The organism is Aeromonas sp. R2-4 (assembly GCF_040908365.1).
GTDB classification, from domain to species: domain Bacteria; phylum Pseudomonadota; class Gammaproteobacteria; order Enterobacterales; family Aeromonadaceae; genus Aeromonas; species Aeromonas veronii.
In genome coordinates this window covers 48,392-64,165 of sequence record NZ_JBFODO010000046.1, presented here as the reverse complement: position 1 = coordinate 64,165, position 15,774 = coordinate 48,392, and the positions used below count along the sequence as shown (strand labels likewise).

Annotated in this window: 16 protein-coding genes and 1 pseudogene; 13 read left to right on the top strand and 4 right to left on the bottom strand. The window is 52.3% G+C overall.

The genetic code is table 11. The features are described 5' to 3' along the window. Positions 1–68: 68 nt before the first annotated feature. A protein-coding gene (locus AB5Z05_RS18045; protein WP_368150226.1) for an IS3 family transposase occupies positions 69–1,231 on the top strand; the annotation gives its coding sequence in 2 pieces (ribosomal slippage) (positions 69–324 and positions 324–1,231; 1,164 coding nt in all). Positions 1,232–1,239: 8 nt separating this feature from the next. On the opposite strand, the pseudogene AB5Z05_RS18040 reads toward AB5Z05_RS18045, so the two are convergent. Continuing rightward, positions 1,240–1,347: pseudogene (locus AB5Z05_RS18040) on the bottom strand (IS5/IS1182 family transposase); the annotation flags it as partial. Positions 1,348–1,665: 318 nt separating this feature from the next. Here AB5Z05_RS18040 and flaA point away from each other — a divergent pair. The 12 genes from flaA to AB5Z05_RS17980 all read left to right on the top strand — a co-directional run bounded on the left by flaA (position 1,666) and on the right by AB5Z05_RS17980 (position 13,212). After that, positions 1,666–2,577 (top strand): flagellin A, encoded by a 912-nt coding sequence (gene flaA / locus AB5Z05_RS18035; protein ID WP_127007629.1) that lies wholly within the window; start codon positions 1,666–1,668, stop codon positions 2,575–2,577. A gap of 584 nt (positions 2,578–3,161) precedes the next feature. Further along, positions 3,162–4,067 (top strand): flagellin B, encoded by a 906-nt coding sequence (gene flaB / locus AB5Z05_RS18030; protein ID WP_111899735.1) that lies wholly within the window; start codon positions 3,162–3,164, stop codon positions 4,065–4,067. 33 nt (positions 4,068–4,100) lie between these two features. Beyond that, positions 4,101–4,541, top strand: coding sequence for a flagellar protein FlaG (locus AB5Z05_RS18025; protein WP_330124509.1), 441 nt, complete (start codon positions 4,101–4,103; stop codon positions 4,539–4,541). A 27-nt stretch (positions 4,542–4,568) separates the two neighbouring features. Further along, positions 4,569–5,978 carry a flagellar filament capping protein FliD gene (gene fliD, locus AB5Z05_RS18020; protein WP_368152538.1) on the top strand — a complete coding sequence of 470 codons (1,410 nt, stop codon included), beginning with the start codon at positions 4,569–4,571 and terminating at the stop codon, positions 5,976–5,978. Positions 5,979–6,003: 25 nt separating this feature from the next. Continuing rightward, a complete protein-coding gene (gene fliS, locus AB5Z05_RS18015) occupies positions 6,004–6,426 on the top strand; it encodes a flagellar export chaperone FliS (RefSeq protein WP_127007621.1) in 423 nt (140 codons plus the stop codon). Further along, a complete protein-coding gene (locus AB5Z05_RS18010; protein WP_139123810.1) occupies positions 6,423–6,722 on the top strand; it encodes a hypothetical protein in 300 nt (99 codons plus the stop codon). The genes fliS and AB5Z05_RS18010 overlap by 4 nt, the downstream gene beginning before the upstream one ends. 6 nt (positions 6,723–6,728) lie before the next feature. After that, complete coding sequence (locus tag AB5Z05_RS18005) at positions 6,729–8,813, top strand: 6-hydroxymethylpterin diphosphokinase MptE-like protein (RefSeq protein WP_368152535.1); 2,085 nt, start codon at positions 6,729–6,731, stop codon at positions 8,811–8,813. Positions 8,814–8,898: 85 nt separating this feature from the next. Then, positions 8,899–10,518, top strand: coding sequence for an HAD-IIIC family phosphatase (locus AB5Z05_RS18000; RefSeq protein WP_368152532.1), 1,620 nt, complete (start codon positions 8,899–8,901; stop codon positions 10,516–10,518). Continuing rightward, on the top strand, positions 10,511–10,744 hold the full coding sequence (locus tag AB5Z05_RS17995; protein ID WP_111899742.1) for an acyl carrier protein: 234 nt from the start codon (positions 10,511–10,513) through the stop codon (positions 10,742–10,744). Before AB5Z05_RS18000 ends, AB5Z05_RS17995 begins: the two co-directional genes overlap by 8 nt. Positions 10,745–10,800: 56 nt before the next feature. Beyond that, positions 10,801–11,496, top strand: coding sequence for an AAC(3) family N-acetyltransferase (locus AB5Z05_RS17990; RefSeq protein ID WP_368152529.1), 696 nt, complete (start codon positions 10,801–10,803; stop codon positions 11,494–11,496). After that, the gene (locus tag AB5Z05_RS17985) at positions 11,493–11,900 is read left to right on the top strand and encodes a VOC family protein (RefSeq protein ID WP_111899744.1); all 408 of its coding nucleotides are present in this window, start codon (positions 11,493–11,495) and stop codon (positions 11,898–11,900) included. Before AB5Z05_RS17990 ends, AB5Z05_RS17985 begins: the two co-directional genes overlap by 4 nt. Beyond that, positions 11,884–13,212, top strand: coding sequence for a DUF4910 domain-containing protein (locus tag AB5Z05_RS17980; RefSeq protein ID WP_368152544.1), 1,329 nt, complete (start codon positions 11,884–11,886; stop codon positions 13,210–13,212). The genes AB5Z05_RS17985 and AB5Z05_RS17980 overlap by 17 nt, the downstream gene beginning before the upstream one ends. On the opposite strand, the gene AB5Z05_RS17975 is transcribed toward AB5Z05_RS17980, so the two are convergent. From AB5Z05_RS17975 to pseI, 3 genes are read right to left on the bottom strand one after another with little or no spacing between them, the layout of a single operon-like run. Continuing rightward, on the bottom strand, positions 13,209–13,445 hold the full coding sequence (locus tag AB5Z05_RS17975; RefSeq protein ID WP_368152526.1) for a hypothetical protein: 237 nt from the start codon (positions 13,443–13,445) through the stop codon (positions 13,209–13,211). The two genes, AB5Z05_RS17980 and AB5Z05_RS17975, sit on opposite strands and share 4 nt — an antisense overlap. Further along, positions 13,442–14,734: a motility associated factor glycosyltransferase family protein gene (locus tag AB5Z05_RS17970; RefSeq protein WP_368152523.1), complete on the bottom strand. Its 1,293-nt coding sequence runs from the start codon at positions 14,732–14,734 to the stop codon at positions 13,442–13,444. Before AB5Z05_RS17970 ends, AB5Z05_RS17975 begins: the two co-directional genes overlap by 4 nt. Beyond that, a complete protein-coding gene (gene pseI / locus AB5Z05_RS17965; protein WP_368152520.1) occupies positions 14,727–15,773 on the bottom strand; it encodes a pseudaminic acid synthase in 1,047 nt (348 codons plus the stop codon). The genes AB5Z05_RS17970 and pseI overlap by 8 nt, the downstream gene beginning before the upstream one ends. Position 15,774: the final 1 nt, after the last annotated feature.

The window sequence follows — 15,774 nt, the reverse complement described above, 5'->3', positions numbered from 1 at the left end:
TGTAGTGGTCTAATCATCCCGGACACCATTTTAGGTGGTACAGTCGCCACCATGACCTGAGGTGTTCAATGACAAGATTACGTCGCTCATTTACTGCCGAATTCAAACTCGAAGCCGCATCCCTGGTGCTCGACCAGGGATATTCTGTCCCCGAAGCCAGTCGTTCACTGGATATCGGTGAAACCATACTTCGCCGCTGGGTTCGGCAACTGCAATCCGAACGCAGTGGCACTACCCCAATCAGCAAAGCACTGACTCTGGAGCAGCAAAAAATTCAGGAACTGGAAGCCCGCATCAACCGGCTCGAACGTGAGAAGGACATTCTAAAAAAGGCTACTGCTCTCTTGATGACGGACGAGTTCACACGTACGCGCTGATAGACCGATTAAGGGAGCAAGCCCCCATCACTCTGGTCTGCTGCGCCTTCGATGTTCCCACCTCCTGTTTTTACGATTATCTGGCTCGCAGGCGGACGATTAACCGTGAGCGCATGCAACAGCGCTCTGAGTTGCGCCGTTTGTTCAAAGAGAGCAGGGATTCGGCTGGCAGCCGCGCCTTGATGTCGATGATGCGAGAGTTGGGGTATCAGATTGGTCGATTCAAAGTACGTAACCTGATGAAGGAAGCCGGCCTGGCATCCAAACAGCCGGGCGCACACCGCTATAAGGTGGCACGGTCTGAACGACCGGACATTCCCAATCTGCTGGCCCGCGAATTTGATGTCCAACAACCCAATCAGGTGTGGTGTGGCGATATCACCTACGTCTGGGCAGGTGGTCGTTGGCATTACCTGGCAGCGGTGCTTGACCTGCATACCCGGCGGGTTGTGGGGTGGGCGATGTCAGATAAACCAGATGCCGAGCTGGCCATCAAAGCACTTGAGATGGCGTATCAGCAGCGGGGTTGTCCGTCAGGCGTGCTGTTTCACTCTGACCAGGGCAGCCAATATGGCAGCCGGGCATTTCGGCAACGACTGTGGCGCTATCGCATGACCCAGAGTATGAGTCGGCGTGGCAACTGCTGGGATAACGCCCCGATGGAACGGTTGTTCAGAAGCCTGAAGTCAGAGTGGCTCCCGGCAAGGGGATATATGAGCCTGCGGGAAGCAAAGCGGGATATCAGTTATTACCTGATGGATCACTACAACTGGCGACGTCCACATCAATACAATGACGGGATACCGCCAGCAAAAGCCGAGGATCGGCCTAACCAAGTGTCCGGATTTAGTTGACCACTACACCAGTTACTCATGGCCTCGGCATCAACCCAGAAGGTGAGTGAACCACGGTTAATCAATGATTTGTTGTATTGAGGCCAGTTGGTGATGGGTTGAAGCTGCGTGCCCATGATGCAGATTTGAAGAGGATGGTGGTGATCAGATCACCGAGTCCTCAGTTAGTTCCATTCAAGCTGCATCTATTTGGGAAACAACGTCCGTTGGCGGGCTTCAGAAGGTTGAGTCTGTCACTGGTTTAGGCCCCATTTTTTCCTTAAGTTTTCCCTTGACCCGCCGATATATAAGGTAAGCGGCGTTAATGCGATGAAGCGTTGAAAAAAATGCTAAAGACATCCAAAAACGAGCCGTTAAATAAGATGCATCGGGCATAGAAAATAATAAAGCCAGAGCAAATAGAAGAGTAAATTTAATAGCTTAGGAGAATAGTCATGGGCCTTTATATCAACACAAACGTTTCATCACTCAACGCTCAGCGTAACTTGATGAATACGACCAAATCACTGGATACTTCCTACACTCGACTGGCATCTGGTTTGCGTATCAACAGCGCCAAAGATGATGCCGCGGGTCTGCAAATTTCCAACCGTTTGACCTCTCAGATCAACGGTTTGGATCAGGGTAACCGTAACGCCAATGACGGTATTTCTGTAGCGCAAACAGCTGAAGGTGCAATGGAGGAAGTGACCTCTATGCTGCAGCGTATGCGTACACTGGCTCAGCAATCAGCCAACGGTTCTAACAACTCAGATGACCGTACCGCCTTGCAACAAGAGTACACCCAGTTAATTACAGAAATTAACCGCGTAGCTAAAGATACCACATTCGGCGGACAGAATCTGCTCAATGGTGGCTATGTGGGCTCCTTTCAAGTCGGAGCAGATGCCGGGCAAACAATTACATTCAGAATGACATCGGCTTTTACTATTAAAGGAATGGCTTCGGCTACGAAGGGGAATGCTACAGTCGCGACTACTACAACAGGTGAACCTTACACTGTGACTAAAAGCAACACTGGTAATGTCTCAACAACAAGCATCAGCACTATTACCACAGCCAAAGATGCTCAAACGGCTATGGCAAACTTGGATTACATGATTAAAGTTGTGGACAGTAAACGTGCTGAGCTGGGTGCAGTGCAAAACCGCTTCGATTCGACCATTCGCAATCAGGCGAACGTATCTGAGAACGTTAGTGCTGCTCGCTCACGGATCCGTGATGCTGACTTTGCGACTGAAACCGCCAACCTGACCAAGCAGAACATTCTGCAGCAAGCAGCATCGACCATTCTGTCTCAGGCAAATCAGCGCCCGCAGTCTGCACTGTCACTTCTGCAAGGCTAACAAAAGAAAACAGGGCGGTTGTTCAGGCCGCCCTGATCAAGAGATGGAACAAAGGGGTGTTCGGGTCGCACTCTGTTCTATCGGGAGAGATATAAATCTCTACTAGTAATGCCAAGTGTTGTCCAGTTGTTCAGTTCTGTCACGCTTGGTCATATTCTCCTGAGCATATGCTCATCTTTAGGCCGGTTTACCGGCCTCTTTTTATTGTGCCGCCAAATTGACGTCACTCTCTCAGTACCTAGCAGGAACCGTGCCAACATACTTATTCCTGTAAACAGGGTCATCATCAGTAGTGAGTTGTATGGTGATGCTGCTCAATTCATATTCAGCTGCCGCTTCCCGGAGAAAACTTGCCGCTTTAGGCAACAATTTTCCTAAAGCTTGCCTCTGTGCTGCCGTTAAATAAAGTGAAGCAATCGAGGGGTGTTCGGAATCCAACGTTTGCACTACTGCGGGTGACCTGTTCGTTCAAACAGACACCCGCCTGAAGAGACAGGCATGTTCAACCTGTTCTTCAAACGGTGGGCCGTCGTTTTGTTTGGACGACGCAACCTGCAGTTGCATGTTCTTCGGGAGAATATTTTATGGCTATGTACATTAACACCAACGTTTCATCACTGAACGCCCAGCGTAACTTGATGAATACCAACAAGTCGCTGGATACCTCCTATACCAGGTTGGCATCCGGCCTTCGTATCAACACCGCCAAAGACGATGCTGCCGGCTTGCAGATCTCCAACCGTTTGACTTCACAGGTTAACGGTTTAGATCAAGGCAACCGTAACGCTAACGATGGTATTTCTGTGGCACAAACTGCAGAAGGTGCGATGGATGAAGTGACCTCCATGTTGCAACGGATGCGCACTTTGGCTCAGCAATCAGCGAACGGTTCCAACAACTCGGATGATCGTGTGGCTTTGCAGCAGGAATATGACCAACTGACGACAGAGATAAATCGTATCTCTGGCGATACCACTTTTGGTGGTCAAAAGCTGCTTGATGGTACTTATAAGGGCTCCTTCCAAGTCGGTGCAGATGCAGGGCAAACAATTACCTTCAAGATGACATCTGCTTTCACGATCAAGGGTATTGCATCTGCGACAAAAGGGAGTGCAACAGTAACTACCACCACCACAGGTGAACCTTATACGATTGGCAAAACAACTACAGCGGTTACTACAACTAGTGTCAGCAGTATCAAAACCGCTAAAGATGCCCAGACAGCCATGGCCAACCTTGATTTCATGATAAAGGCCGTGGATAGCAAACGGGCAGAGCTGGGTGCGGTGCAGAACCGGTTTGACTCGACCATTCGCAACCAGTCCAACGTGTCTGAGAACCTGAGTGCAGCACGTTCTCGTATCCGTGATGCGGACTTCGCGACAGAAACCGCCAACCTGACCAAGCAGAACATCCTGCAGCAGGCTGCTTCAAGTATCCTGGCGCAAGCCAACCAAAGACCGCAATCTGCTCTGTCCCTGTTGGGTTAACGGGCAGTGATGAGATAGAAAAGGAGCGACGATATGGCCAATGACATTGGAATTCCCTCATCGGTCACTCCTTCTTCTCTTCAGTCAAGTAGCAAGAGCGGCCAATCGGCCGCTCAAGTGCTATCTGGCATGGCGGAAGAGCAGCGGGTGATGACACAGGATGTGGAAAAGCAACAAGCGGAGCGAGCCAAAGAGAAGGTTCGCAAATCCGATGTCTCAGATAAGGACATTGAAAAAGAGGTACAAAACTTGCAGGAGTTCAGCAAGTTGCAGGGATGGACCGTCAACTTCAGCGTCGAAAAGGATCTCGAGCAAGTTGTTATCAAGGTGATGGACGCCAATACCAAGTCAATGATCCGTCAGATCCCAAGTGAAGAGTTGCTGTCTATCAGTAAACGGCTCAAGGATCTGCGTGAAGGTGATGTAATAGGTGGTGGCTCAAGAGTCGGATTATTGCTTGATAAAGAGATTTAATACGTAAGTTTTACGAGGAGAGTGAGAATGGCCACTATTACGTCTGCTGGTGCGGGTTCACAGCTGGATCTGGAGTCTGTTATTGCTGCGAGCGTCAATGCCAAGAAAGCACAACTGATGCAGCCCATAACCACCAAAAAGACCAATGCCCAGATCACTCTCTCAGGGGTTGGACAGTTGAAATCGGCTATCGCCTCTTTTGTGACGACACTCCAGGCCATGTCCAAGGATGATGCGTTTAATAAACGCGCCATAAACATCACCCAAGACAAAGATAATCCGGTGCTCAAGGTGGAGAGCAAAACGGGTTCCTCTAACGGGCAATACGATATAACTGTCGAAAAATTGGCGAAGGCCAGCAAATTTGAAGGTAGTTTTGACTCTTCGACTACTCCAATGATCACTCAAGATGGAACCTTGACTTTTAAGGCTGGTGATAAGACCTTTGATGTGGATGTGAAGGCGGGGGATTCGCTACAGTCCATTCGTAAACGCATCAATAATGATGGTAATAATTTTGGTCTTAATGTCAACATCATGAACACATCTGATGGTAAATCTAAACTTGTGATTGACTCTGGGGTTAGCGGGAGTGGCAAGGATCTGGTGATCACCGGAAGTACCACTGAGTTGGCAGATAACTTCACTTCTAAATTGTCAAAAACTCAATCCGCGCAAGATGCTCAAATCAAGGTAGATGGAAACACGCTGACCAGTGCTACCAACACATTTGATGGCACTATAGTTGGCCTCAAACTGACAGTTTTGAGGGAATCTGATAGTACGAGTACGACTGCAAGCGATGGTTCTGTGACCAAGACTTACAAGTCCAACAAAGTTGACGTGACCACCGACAAAGCTGGCATCAAGGACATGGTCAAGAGCTTTGTCGACGGCTATAACGCGCTGGTTAAGAAGAGTAATGATCTTGGCAAGCGCAACTCTATCGTGGCAGGGAAAAGCCAGAATGATGGTGGTGCTCTGGCGGGCGATGCAACGACGCGTGCCGTGGTCAATATGATGAATGGCACCATCACCGAGCCTTCGCAAAAGTCCTCTACTTACTCAACGATTTTCCAGATGGGTATAAAGATGGATAACAAGGGGGTATTGTCTATCGACGATACCAAATTCAACGAAGCTATCGACAAGAATTTCGATCAGGTAGTGGCGGTTTTTGGCGGCAAGGATGGGGTTGCAGGTCAGCTGGCCAGCCAGCTGGAAACCTACTCCAAGACCGGTGGTTTGCTGGCGAAAAGGGAAGACTCTTTGAATTCCGATCTGCGCGAAGTGAGCCGGAAGGAGTCCGATGTTGCCACTCAACTGACCAAGTATCAAGAGACCTTGCGGGCCCGGTACGGAAGCCTGGATGCCATGTTGGCCAAGATGAACAAGTCGGCTTCATATTTGAATTTGCTGAATACCCAAAATAGTTAATTTGAATTTATGAGTGGTGTCTCATATGTATCGTAAAAATATAAAAGCCTATACCACCCAGAATCTGCAATCCGAATTGGCAGTAGCTGATCCTTACCGTGTGATTCAACTTTTGATGCAAGGGGGCCTGGAACGTCTGGCTCAGGCTCGCGGTGCCATCGAACGTCGAGATTTTGAGCAAAAATCCCAATCTATCTCCAAAGCCATGGCTATCATCAACGGGCTTCAAGATTCGCTTGATCTCTCTTATGGTAAGGTTCCCGAAGATCTTTTTGCCCTTTATGACTATATGAAGTTTCGGATGATGGATGCTAGCCGTGATATGGATATTACAGCTATCGATGAGGTGATGAATCTGATGCTGACCGTGAAAAGCGGTTGGGATGCCATTCCTGTCGAGGAGCGTGACAAGGCCTTGGCTCAACAAAAGATGGGCCGAGTCGAATGAGTAATAACCGTTTGCCAGAATTAATCGCAGCAGGTCAAGAGTTACTGACCCTGTTCGACCAGGAGGATGTGCAAACGGCTGAACAGTTGATCGATCATTATCTCATTCTCCTTGATGCTGTTTTCCAGCATATCCAGCCACATGTAGTTATTGATATGGAGCACCAGCAAGCATTGGTGCAGTTTCAAACCTTACATGAGCGGATAGAACATGCAAAGAATCAGACAGAAACAGCTTTGTGGAAACTTTCAAAAGCAGGTCGAGCATCTGATATGTACAAGCTGAACGCGGGTTAGTACTACATGGATATTCATAAAAAAATTACAGATATAGAAAATGAGTTGGCCCGACTCGCGCAGCAAAAGCAGCAAGAAACTGCAATGCAGGAGGTGCTTCCGCTGCGCTATGAACTCAACATGGCTGCGTTTGCCAAGTACATGCCCGCCATTCATGACTTTTTCAAAGCATACCAGCCTGCCAGGCCTTTTCGTTTCTTCTGTAATGAAAATGGCGTTCCCAATATTCTGTGGCTTGACGAGGGCGTCTCGCTTTATGGGGACGATCCATTTAGCGAGGTTCAGTCGCAGATTGCCGAGGTCATTGAACAAAGCGTTTTGCAGTGCATCGATTTTGTGCCTCAGTGGTATATCGACGGCCAAATCCATATCAAATACAACAATGAAATCTCCAAATTAAAAGAGAAGTCAGCGCTGGAAGGATTGCGTCTCAACGCGGCATTACATTCTGATATTCCTCTGGCACTGATGTATGGCATTGGTTTGGGCTACCAGCTCGGTTGCTTGTATGAACAGTGCAAGATCAAGAATCTGTTTGCTTTTGAGCCTGATCTTGACATGTTTTATGCCTCGCTTTTCTGCTTTGACTGGCATCAGCTGCTCGCCTACATGGATGAGGAGTCGATCAGCCTTCATCTCTTTATCGGTGTTGACGAGCAATTGCTGGTCGCTGACATGATGGAGGCGCTGCATCGCAAGGGGGCATTCTGGTCGGCAAGCTATTTCTCGTTCTGTCATTACCATTCCCCCAAGCTGCACGCCTTGATAACACAGGTGGAAAGGGAGTTCTATCTGCTCAAAACGGGGTGGGGGTTCTTTGATGACAACATCTATGCACTTGCCCATAGCCACACCCATCTGCAAGACGGCACCCCCTTTCTGAAACGGTGGCGTGATACCCGTGCCTTCGAGCAGATCCCTGTCTTTGTGATTGGCAATGGCCCCTCACTGGATCAGAGCATCGAGTTCATCCGGCAGCATCAGCAGCAGGCCATCATCATCGCATGTGGTACGGCGGTCAGTGCGCTGTATAAAGCTGGCGTCAAACCGGATATCTACGTTGCAGTGGAGCGAACTAAAAGCTCTGCGGATTTTCTGAATATTCTCAATGCCGATGACTTTATCAAGGATACGGTGTTTCTGAGCGTTGATGTCATCCATCCTGAATGCAAGCGCTTTTTTCGCAAAACAGGATTGGCATTCAAGCCCAATGAGCCGATGTTCTCCATGCTGATTAGCGCGTTTGGTCAGGCATTCGAGTACGATAATATCGAATTTTCCAATCCGTTCGTTGGTAATACCGGCCTCAATTATGCGGCCTTGCTTGGCTTCAAGCAGGTGTATTTGTTTGGTATCGACAATGGCTATAAAACAGCCGGACAGCATCACTCCAGCCTGAGTCTCTATTACAACGACAAGCAAGAGGCTAAATACCAGGAAAACTTAAAGAATACTTTCCCGGCACCGGGTAACTTTGGCGACGAAGTGCGTATCAACCATCTATTTGGACTGGCCATTCATAATATGGCCCGTGTATTGCGTGATTATCCCGAGATGCAGTGCGTCAACAGTAGTGACGGCGCTTATATCGAAGGGGCGATCCCTCGCCGTGTTGAATCGTTGCAACCAGAATGGCCGGTACTTGACAAGATCGCACTCATGGATGAAGTGATGGCGACTTGTTTCCAGCCTTTTGACATGGCCAGTTTTGATTTTGCCGCTGCGTTGCAGGTACCGCTGTTCATTGAGCTTGTGGACAAGTTCCGTGATGACTGGCGCCAGGTAGCCTGTGAGCACAACGCGGTGCTGGCTATGATGCAACGCCATCACGACTATCTGCTTTATCTGTTGATGAGCCGCGAATCCCATCTCTATCGGGTCTTGATCGGTTCAATGAACTATTTCTACGCCAATATCATCAGCCTGATGATGTCGCAGGTGACAGCAGAACCCGAGGTACTGGCGGTCAAGATAAAAGAGGCGCAGGCAATCCTGGAGTTATTTTTCGAGGACAGCGAAGTGATGTATGCCGATGCGTTCGATGGCCATGATACCACCTACTTTACCGGCCTGGATGTGTTCAAGCGCTAGTCCTTGAATCGGATGGGGATGACGCTGTTCATCTCCATTCCCTAACAGTATGATATAGAAGTATTTAATCCTTTCAGGTGCATATATGGCCACCCTTTCCCTGGCATCCACCGCATTTCTCATGCCCGGTAATGTGGCATGGGCTCCTTTGGCCCGACATGCACAGTTGCAATTTTGTCCTCAAGGTCAATGGCAGCAGATGGCCGCTTGTGACGGACATCTGGTGCTCTGGTTTTGGGAGCAACTGCTGACCGACAGCGAATGCCAGCATTGGCACACCTTGGCTGAACCTGCATTGTCCGAAACCATCGACACCTGGTTGGAAGCATTGCTCTCGCCACTGCGGGGGCTCCCTCATCTTTATCTCGGTGCTTGTTCACTGCAAGGAGGCGGTGTGAGTGGCGCTCTTCACCCCTGGATGATGCAGCTGGATATCTGTTTTACCCGAGCACTTGCACGTCACCATATTAGGGATTTGGGGCTGGGTCGCTGGCTCTTTGAGCAGGGGCGAGCCCATTGTGTGGACGAGCGTAATCGTTACCTTCTTTCTTGTCCTCTCTCGATGCACGGCTTGACCAGCCTTGCCGACTGGATTGCCGCGCGTTGGATGCTTGATCAGGCGCCGATACGCAAGGTGCTGGTGCTCGATTGTGACAATACCCTATGGGGGGGGGTAGTGGGTGAAGAGGGGTTGACTGGCCTGTACCTTGGTCAGGACGGTCTCGGCAAACTCTATCAGTCGTTTCAGGATGCGGCGCTCTATTGGTATCAGCGTGGCGTGTTATTGGCATTGTGCTCTAAAAACGAGCCTGCAGATGTTTGGCTGGTGTTTGAGCAGCATGGCGCCATGAGACTCAAAAGGCGAAATGTTGCAGCGTCTGCCATTGGTTGGGGCTCTAAATCTCAAGGTTTGCGACATATTGCTGCCAGCCTCAATCTGGGGCTTGAGGCCTTGGTCTTCTGGGATGACTCCCCCCTAGAAAGGGCCGAAGTTCGCCATGCACTGCCACAAGTCGATGTCATTGAACCACCAGCAGATATTTGGGTATGGCCTACAACCTTGCTCACTTATGGGGGGTTCTCGCGTACCTTCAGTGGTGATGACGCTGTTCGTCAGGCCTCCTATCTGGCATTGGCAGATGCCGCCCGGTTACGTAGCGAGGTTGGCAGTGAACAACATTTTCTCGCCTCCTTGTCGTTGCGTGCGGCGATACAGCCGTTGGCGGTGGATAACCTTGCTCGTGCCGAGCAGATCATCCATAAAACCAACCAGTTTAATCTCTCCTGTCAGCGATATGAGGCGAGCGAGCTCAAACGGCTGGCGCAGTCTGGCTGGTGCTGGCTAGTGTCGTTGCAGGATCGCTTTGCCGATCATGGTTTGGTTGGCTTGGTGCTGATCATAAACCTCACGCCCAAACTGGCATTGCTCGATACGCTGGCTCTGAGTTGCAGAGTGTTGTCCAGAGGGCTCGAATATTGGTTACTGGATAGAGTCTCGGCTGCATTGCGCGAGGCGGGGATCGAGCGCTTGGTTATTGGCTCGAACCGTTGTGCACGTAATGAACCTGCGCTGACATGGTTGGCATCCCTGTCGTTGACCCCCTGTGATAATCCGGATCCCGCCCGTTTTTCCCATGAGCATTACCATAGTCTGGCGCTCGAACAGCTGAATTTGCCTTTTTTGGAGTTTTATCACCATGACTGATCTCTTCACTCTGTTGGAACAGCAGTTTCCTTCTGCAACCGTCACGCGAGGCGACTATCAATTGGGACTTGGGGCCTTTCCGGAATGGGATTCGCTCGGTCATTTCAATTTTCTGTTACTGGTTGAACAGACGTTCTCGGTTCGCTTCGAGCCTGAAGAGCTGGCGACGATGAAACAGCTTCAGGATGTTCGTGAGGCGCTGTTGCGTCGTGGTCTTGCCCTGTGATTGAAGCTCTCTCTCATATTCTTGGCTCCCTCGGGATCGCACGAGGGAGCGCTATAATGGTTCACTCTGACGCCATGGCTGTGGCCCAGTTTCCAGGACGGGGCAATGAAGCCGGCATACATGCTTTTTGGTTGGGGATGCAGGAGTGGCTTGGAAACGAGGGCACTCTGCTGGTGCCAACATTCACGTATAGCCTGACTCGTCAGACCTGTTTCGACAGGGCGACGTCTCCCAGTGAAGTGGGCCTGATGACGGAGCAGTTTCGCACTCTGCCAGGGGTTGCGCGGACCCGCGATCCTATATTCAGCGTTGCGGTATGGGGAGCGGGGCGTGACCAGGTGGTTGCAGCAGGGGGTCATGACTGCTTTGGTGAAGAGAGCCCCTTCGCCTGGTTGGCGGCCCACGATGGCTGGATTGCCGGTTTTGCCTGTCATCCCGATCGCATTACCTTCACCCACTATGTCGAGCAGCAACTAGGTGTCGATTATCGCTTTATGAAACGCTTTGAGGGTGATGTCCGCGAGCAGGGAATGGTGCGCCCCTGGTATTGTGACTACTTTGTGCGAAGACTCGATCTGGCCAGCGAGATAGACCTCTCCCGTCTGGTTGAAGCCCTTAAAAATCAGGACAAATGGCACCACGGGGTGTTTGGACGGTTACCTGTCTGGGCCGTACGCTGCGCCGACTTTGCCGCGGTGGCAAAAGAGCTGATCGCTGTCCATCCCCATGCGCTTATCGGGGAGGGAAGATGAAACTGCACCATATTGGACTGGTGGTGGCCGAACTGGATCTTGGCGTACGTTATTGCTGCGAGACCCTCGGGCTTTCCCGCTTTAGCGAGCCGGTGCTCGATCCGTTGCAGCGGGTGCATATCTGTTTTGCCTATGATGATGCGGGGATTTGCTATGAACTGATTGCACCGGCCAGTGATGATAGCCCCGTCAGTCAGGCGCTACGTACCCGTCATAACCTGCTCAATCATCTGGCCTATGAGGTGGCTGACTTGGCAATGGCTGCCGAAAAACTGCGGGCCCAGCGTCATCTTCCCCTCGGGCCCAGCCAGCCCGCTATCGCGTTTGGCGGCGCCCACGTTCAATTTTTCCTAAGCCCGCTTGGGCACATTGTCGAATTGGTTCAGCATACCCATGACTCCTGACACGGATTTTTTACCTGCAGACTGGCAAGACCCGACGCAGATTGGCCAGGCCATGTATGATCTGGCGGTGCGCCTTTATCCTATCAATCGCAGTCTGACCGGTAATGGCGTTCGAGAAAGCCTGGCATTGCTATGCCATTGCCTGCCGGAGTTGCAGGTTCACGAAGTGCCGACCGGTACTGAATGTTTTGACTGGCAAGTGCCTGAAGAATGGAACGTACGCGAGGCTTACATAGTGGGGCCGGATGGGCGTCGGGTAGTCGATTTTCGCGATCATAATCTGCATCTGGTGGGGTATTCAGAGCCTGTTGATACAATTCTGTCCCTGGAAGAACTGCAGCTGCACCTGCACTCGTTACCGGAGTTGCCTGATGCCATTCCTTATGTCACTTCCTACTACCGGCGTCGGTGGGGCTTTTGTCTGACTCACAGGGTTCGTGAACAGTTGCAGCCAGGGCAGTACCGGGTAGTGATCGATGCGACGCTTGCTCCGGGGTCACTGACTTATGCCGATATGTGTTTGGCAGGAGAGAGCAAGCAAGAGATCCTGCTGTCAAGCTATCTTTGCCATCCATCCATGGCCAACAACGAGCTTTCGGGTCCCTTGGTCGGTGTGTTTTTGATGGCCTGGCTCGCCAGTATGCCGCGTCGCCGGTATAGCTATCGCCTCATATTAGTGCCTGAAACGCTGGGCGCCATTGTGTACCTGTCACGCCATCTGGCATACCTCAAGGCACAGACGCTGGCGGGGTTCAACCTCTCTTGTCTTGGGGATGAACGTGGTTACTCCTATTTGCCCTCACGCCGTGGTGGCACATTGGCTGACAGAGCCGCATTGCACGCTCTTGCCCACATTGACCCGGGATTTCATCGTTTCAGCTTTCTGGACCGAGGTTCCAATGAGCGTCAGCTGTGCGCTCCCGGGGTTGACCTGCCGATCGCCTCGATTATGCGCACAAAATATGGTTGTTACCCTGAGTATCACACCTCGCTTGATGATCTCTCTCTCGTAACTCCTGCTGGCTTGGCGGGAGGCTTTATGGCGGTGCGCAGGGCAATTGAATGTATTGAGCTGGATGGACGTTATCGAGTAACGGTGCTTTGCGAACCACAAATGGGCAAGCGCGGTCTCTATCCGGATCTGTCGACCCGCTGGTCAGGATGGGCTGTGCGAGACATGATGAACCTGCTTGCTTACAGTGATGGAGAGATGACCCTGTTCGAGATTGCCGAGACGATCCACATTCCATTCTGGCAAGCCCGCCAGCTGGCAGACATGTTGCTTGAAGCGGACTTGCTGAGTCCGGTCTAGGTGTTTAACAGAGCAGTCAGTTCACCTTCCAGCCAATCGGCTAATCCAAGCCAGTCATGGCGCTCTTGACATGCCAGCAATGCGGCAATGATTCTGGCTGCCTCGCTGCGATGTTCGTGTGGGAGCGCCAGCAAAACCTGTTCGAGTAAATCAGGAAGGGTCAGAGCACTCTCCACATGGTGGCCGAGCCGAAAACGGTGGGCGAGTGTGATGCAATGGTGTTTGAGCGTCATGATACAAAGTCCGGATGATATTCACTGCCGAGCAGAGCAGCACCATCTCGGCTGCTGTTCCAGAAATGAACTTTGGGATGGGCTGCCATATAGCGTTCTAGCTCAATTTGATAGGTTGTGAAGTTGGGATTGGTGCTGACCCGGTTCCCATGACCATCCACGACCCAGCTCAGTGCCTGACTGGCGCTGGGGCCGAGAGCTCCGTCTTGCCAGCCGGCATGGGTCTGGCCACCGGGGAAGGCAAAATCGCAACCAAGCAGGAGTACCTCAGTGCATCCGATTTGTACTGCCAGATCGACGGTCGGATGAATGACGCTTCCTCCCTGATGCAGGGTTCCCTTGGGATGTTTCCGAGCCAGCGTTGCATACATGGGACTGGCTGAGTAGGTGGTAAGCCGTGGGCCTGGCCAAGCATTCAGAGTGTCGGATGGTACCATGGGCGCGTAGACAAGAGGGACTGTATCCAACCCTGCCCCTGGCAACCTGTCTGGGGTAAGCGCATCATCAATACTGACCACTAAATGAGGCGCAAGGCCATAACTGCGTAACGAAACCAGCGCTGTATCGACGCAAATCACCAGCCAGTCGGGATGATGTGCCAGCCAGCCAGCCAGTTTTGGCAGATGTTGTGCTAGGGTGGGTCCACTGGCGATGACCAGTGCACTGCTATCAGGACGAGAGCCAAATAGAGAGCTCACGTCACCATCTTTTGCCACCAGAGACATATTCTCAGCCAGCCGGCTTAAGATCCGTGGCGATGCAGGATCAAAGCGTTGGCGAGTGTACCCAGCCAGTATCTCGCTAATCAAACGCCCACGAATGCGGCAGGCCGCATCTTCGGCCACCTCCAGTTCGCTGGGGAGGGCGAAGAAGGGGAGGACAATCTCCTGTTCATCGGCCGCGAGGCTCAGCTCTACCCGGGGGTCTTGCAGCCACTCGTCGTGCTCGAGCAAGGCCAGCACCAGAGTGAAGAGATTGTGGTGCATGATATGGACATGGAGGGTTTCTAACCGGGGGCGTGTCAGCAACACCTTCTGCAGATCGCCGAGTCCGGTGCCATAAAGGTGCAGCACGGGTACATCGGGAAGAGTTGCCGCTTGCAGTTCGGCCTCTTTCACCCGATCGTGCCGGCTGGTGAGCTGGATGCCATTGACCAGCAGTGTGCTGCTGAGGCCTTCACACAACTCCACCTGCAGATCGCCCAGCTGTGCCACCGTGAGGTGGGCTGCAAGCTGTGGCCAACGCTGTTCGATGATCGCCAGATGGTGGCGCAGCAGATCTTCATTCATCTTGTGCAATCCAATCCCAGTTGAGAGGCTGATTGGCGCACAGGTCGCGGTTGACCCGCTTGCCGATGAGTCGATCGTAATCGGCCGGGGGCAGACCGAGGGCGGGGCGCACCGACTTGATGTGCTCTGCGGTGAGCACCTCGCCAGCTGCCATCTCCTTGACCAGATAGAGGGAGCGGCGAAACGCGCGGTTACCCTGTTCACTGGCTGTGAGCTGGTAATCGGCCACTCCGAGGGCGGCATGGGCGGTATTGACCGAGGTTACCAGTTCGGTAAGTTCCGCCGGCTCCATGGAGAAGGCGCAATCTGGCCCGCCGTCGGCGCGGGCCAGGGTGAAGTGTTTCTCGATAAGGGTGGCCCCGAGCGCGGTAGCGGCGATGGCTGTGGCCGACCCCAGGGTGTGATCGGAGAGCCCCACCTCGACCCCGAAGCGCTGGCGCAACATGGGGATGGTACGCAGGTTATATTCGGCCGCCGGCGCCGGATAGCCGCTGACGCAGTGCAGCAGCGCCAGCTGGCCGTTGCCGTGCTTGAGTGCCATCTCGACCGCGGCGGCAATTTCGGCCTCGATCGCCATGCCGGTGGACATGATGAGCGGCTTGCCGGTCTGGGCGGCGTAGCGAATGAGGGGCAGATCCACCAGCTCGAAGGAGGCGATCTTGTAGGCCGGGCAATCGAGGGATTCCAGCTGATCCACCGCGCTGAAGTCGAACGGGCTGCTAAAGACCGTCAGTCCCAGCTCGCGCCCCTTGGCAAACAGCGCCTGGTGCCACTCCCAGGGGGTGTGCGCCCACTCATAAAGATCGTAGAGGCTGTGGCCATCCCACAAACCACCGTGGATCTGAAATTCCGGTCGATCACTTTTGAGGGTGATGGTATCCGGGCGGTAGGTTTGCAGCTTGACGGCGCTGGCACCCGCTGCTTTGGCGGCGGTCATGATGGCCAGGGCTCGGTCCAGATTGCCATTGTGGTTGGCCGACAGTTCGGCAATCACATAGGGGGCCTGTTCCTGGTTGATGGGGCGATGATCGATCTGCATC

Bases quoted from the DNA above. Each gene is read 5' to 3' on its own strand.
- flaA (WP_127007629.1), top strand. From the start codon at position 1,666: ATGGGCCTTTATATCAACACAAACGTTTCATCACTCAACGCTCAGCGT.
- flaB (WP_111899735.1), top strand. From the start codon at position 3,162: ATGGCTATGTACATTAACACCAACGTTTCATCACTGAACGCCCAGCGT.
- AB5Z05_RS18025 (WP_330124509.1), top strand. From the start codon at position 4,101: ATGGCCAATGACATTGGAATTCCCTCATCGGTCACTCCTTCTTCTCTT.
- fliD (WP_368152538.1), top strand. From the start codon at position 4,569: ATGGCCACTATTACGTCTGCTGGTGCGGGTTCACAGCTGGATCTGGAG.
- fliS (WP_127007621.1), top strand. From the start codon at position 6,004: ATGTATCGTAAAAATATAAAAGCCTATACCACCCAGAATCTGCAATCC.
- AB5Z05_RS18010 (WP_139123810.1), top strand. From the start codon at position 6,423: ATGAGTAATAACCGTTTGCCAGAATTAATCGCAGCAGGTCAAGAGTTA.
- AB5Z05_RS18005 (WP_368152535.1), top strand. From the start codon at position 6,729: ATGGATATTCATAAAAAAATTACAGATATAGAAAATGAGTTGGCCCGA.
- AB5Z05_RS18000 (WP_368152532.1), top strand. From the start codon at position 8,899: ATGGCCACCCTTTCCCTGGCATCCACCGCATTTCTCATGCCCGGTAAT.
- AB5Z05_RS17995 (WP_111899742.1), top strand. From the start codon at position 10,511: ATGACTGATCTCTTCACTCTGTTGGAACAGCAGTTTCCTTCTGCAACC.
- AB5Z05_RS17990 (WP_368152529.1), top strand. From the start codon at position 10,801: ATGGTTCACTCTGACGCCATGGCTGTGGCCCAGTTTCCAGGACGGGGC.
- AB5Z05_RS17985 (WP_111899744.1), top strand. From the start codon at position 11,493: ATGAAACTGCACCATATTGGACTGGTGGTGGCCGAACTGGATCTTGGC.
- AB5Z05_RS17975 (WP_368152526.1), bottom strand. From the start codon at position 13,445: ATGACGCTCAAACACCATTGCATCACACTCGCCCACCGTTTTCGGCTC.
- AB5Z05_RS17970 (WP_368152523.1), bottom strand. From the start codon at position 14,734: ATGAATGAAGATCTGCTGCGCCACCATCTGGCGATCATCGAACAGCGT.
- pseI (WP_368152520.1), bottom strand. From the start codon at position 15,773: ATGCAGATCGATCATCGCCCCATCAACCAGGAACAGGCCCCCTATGTG.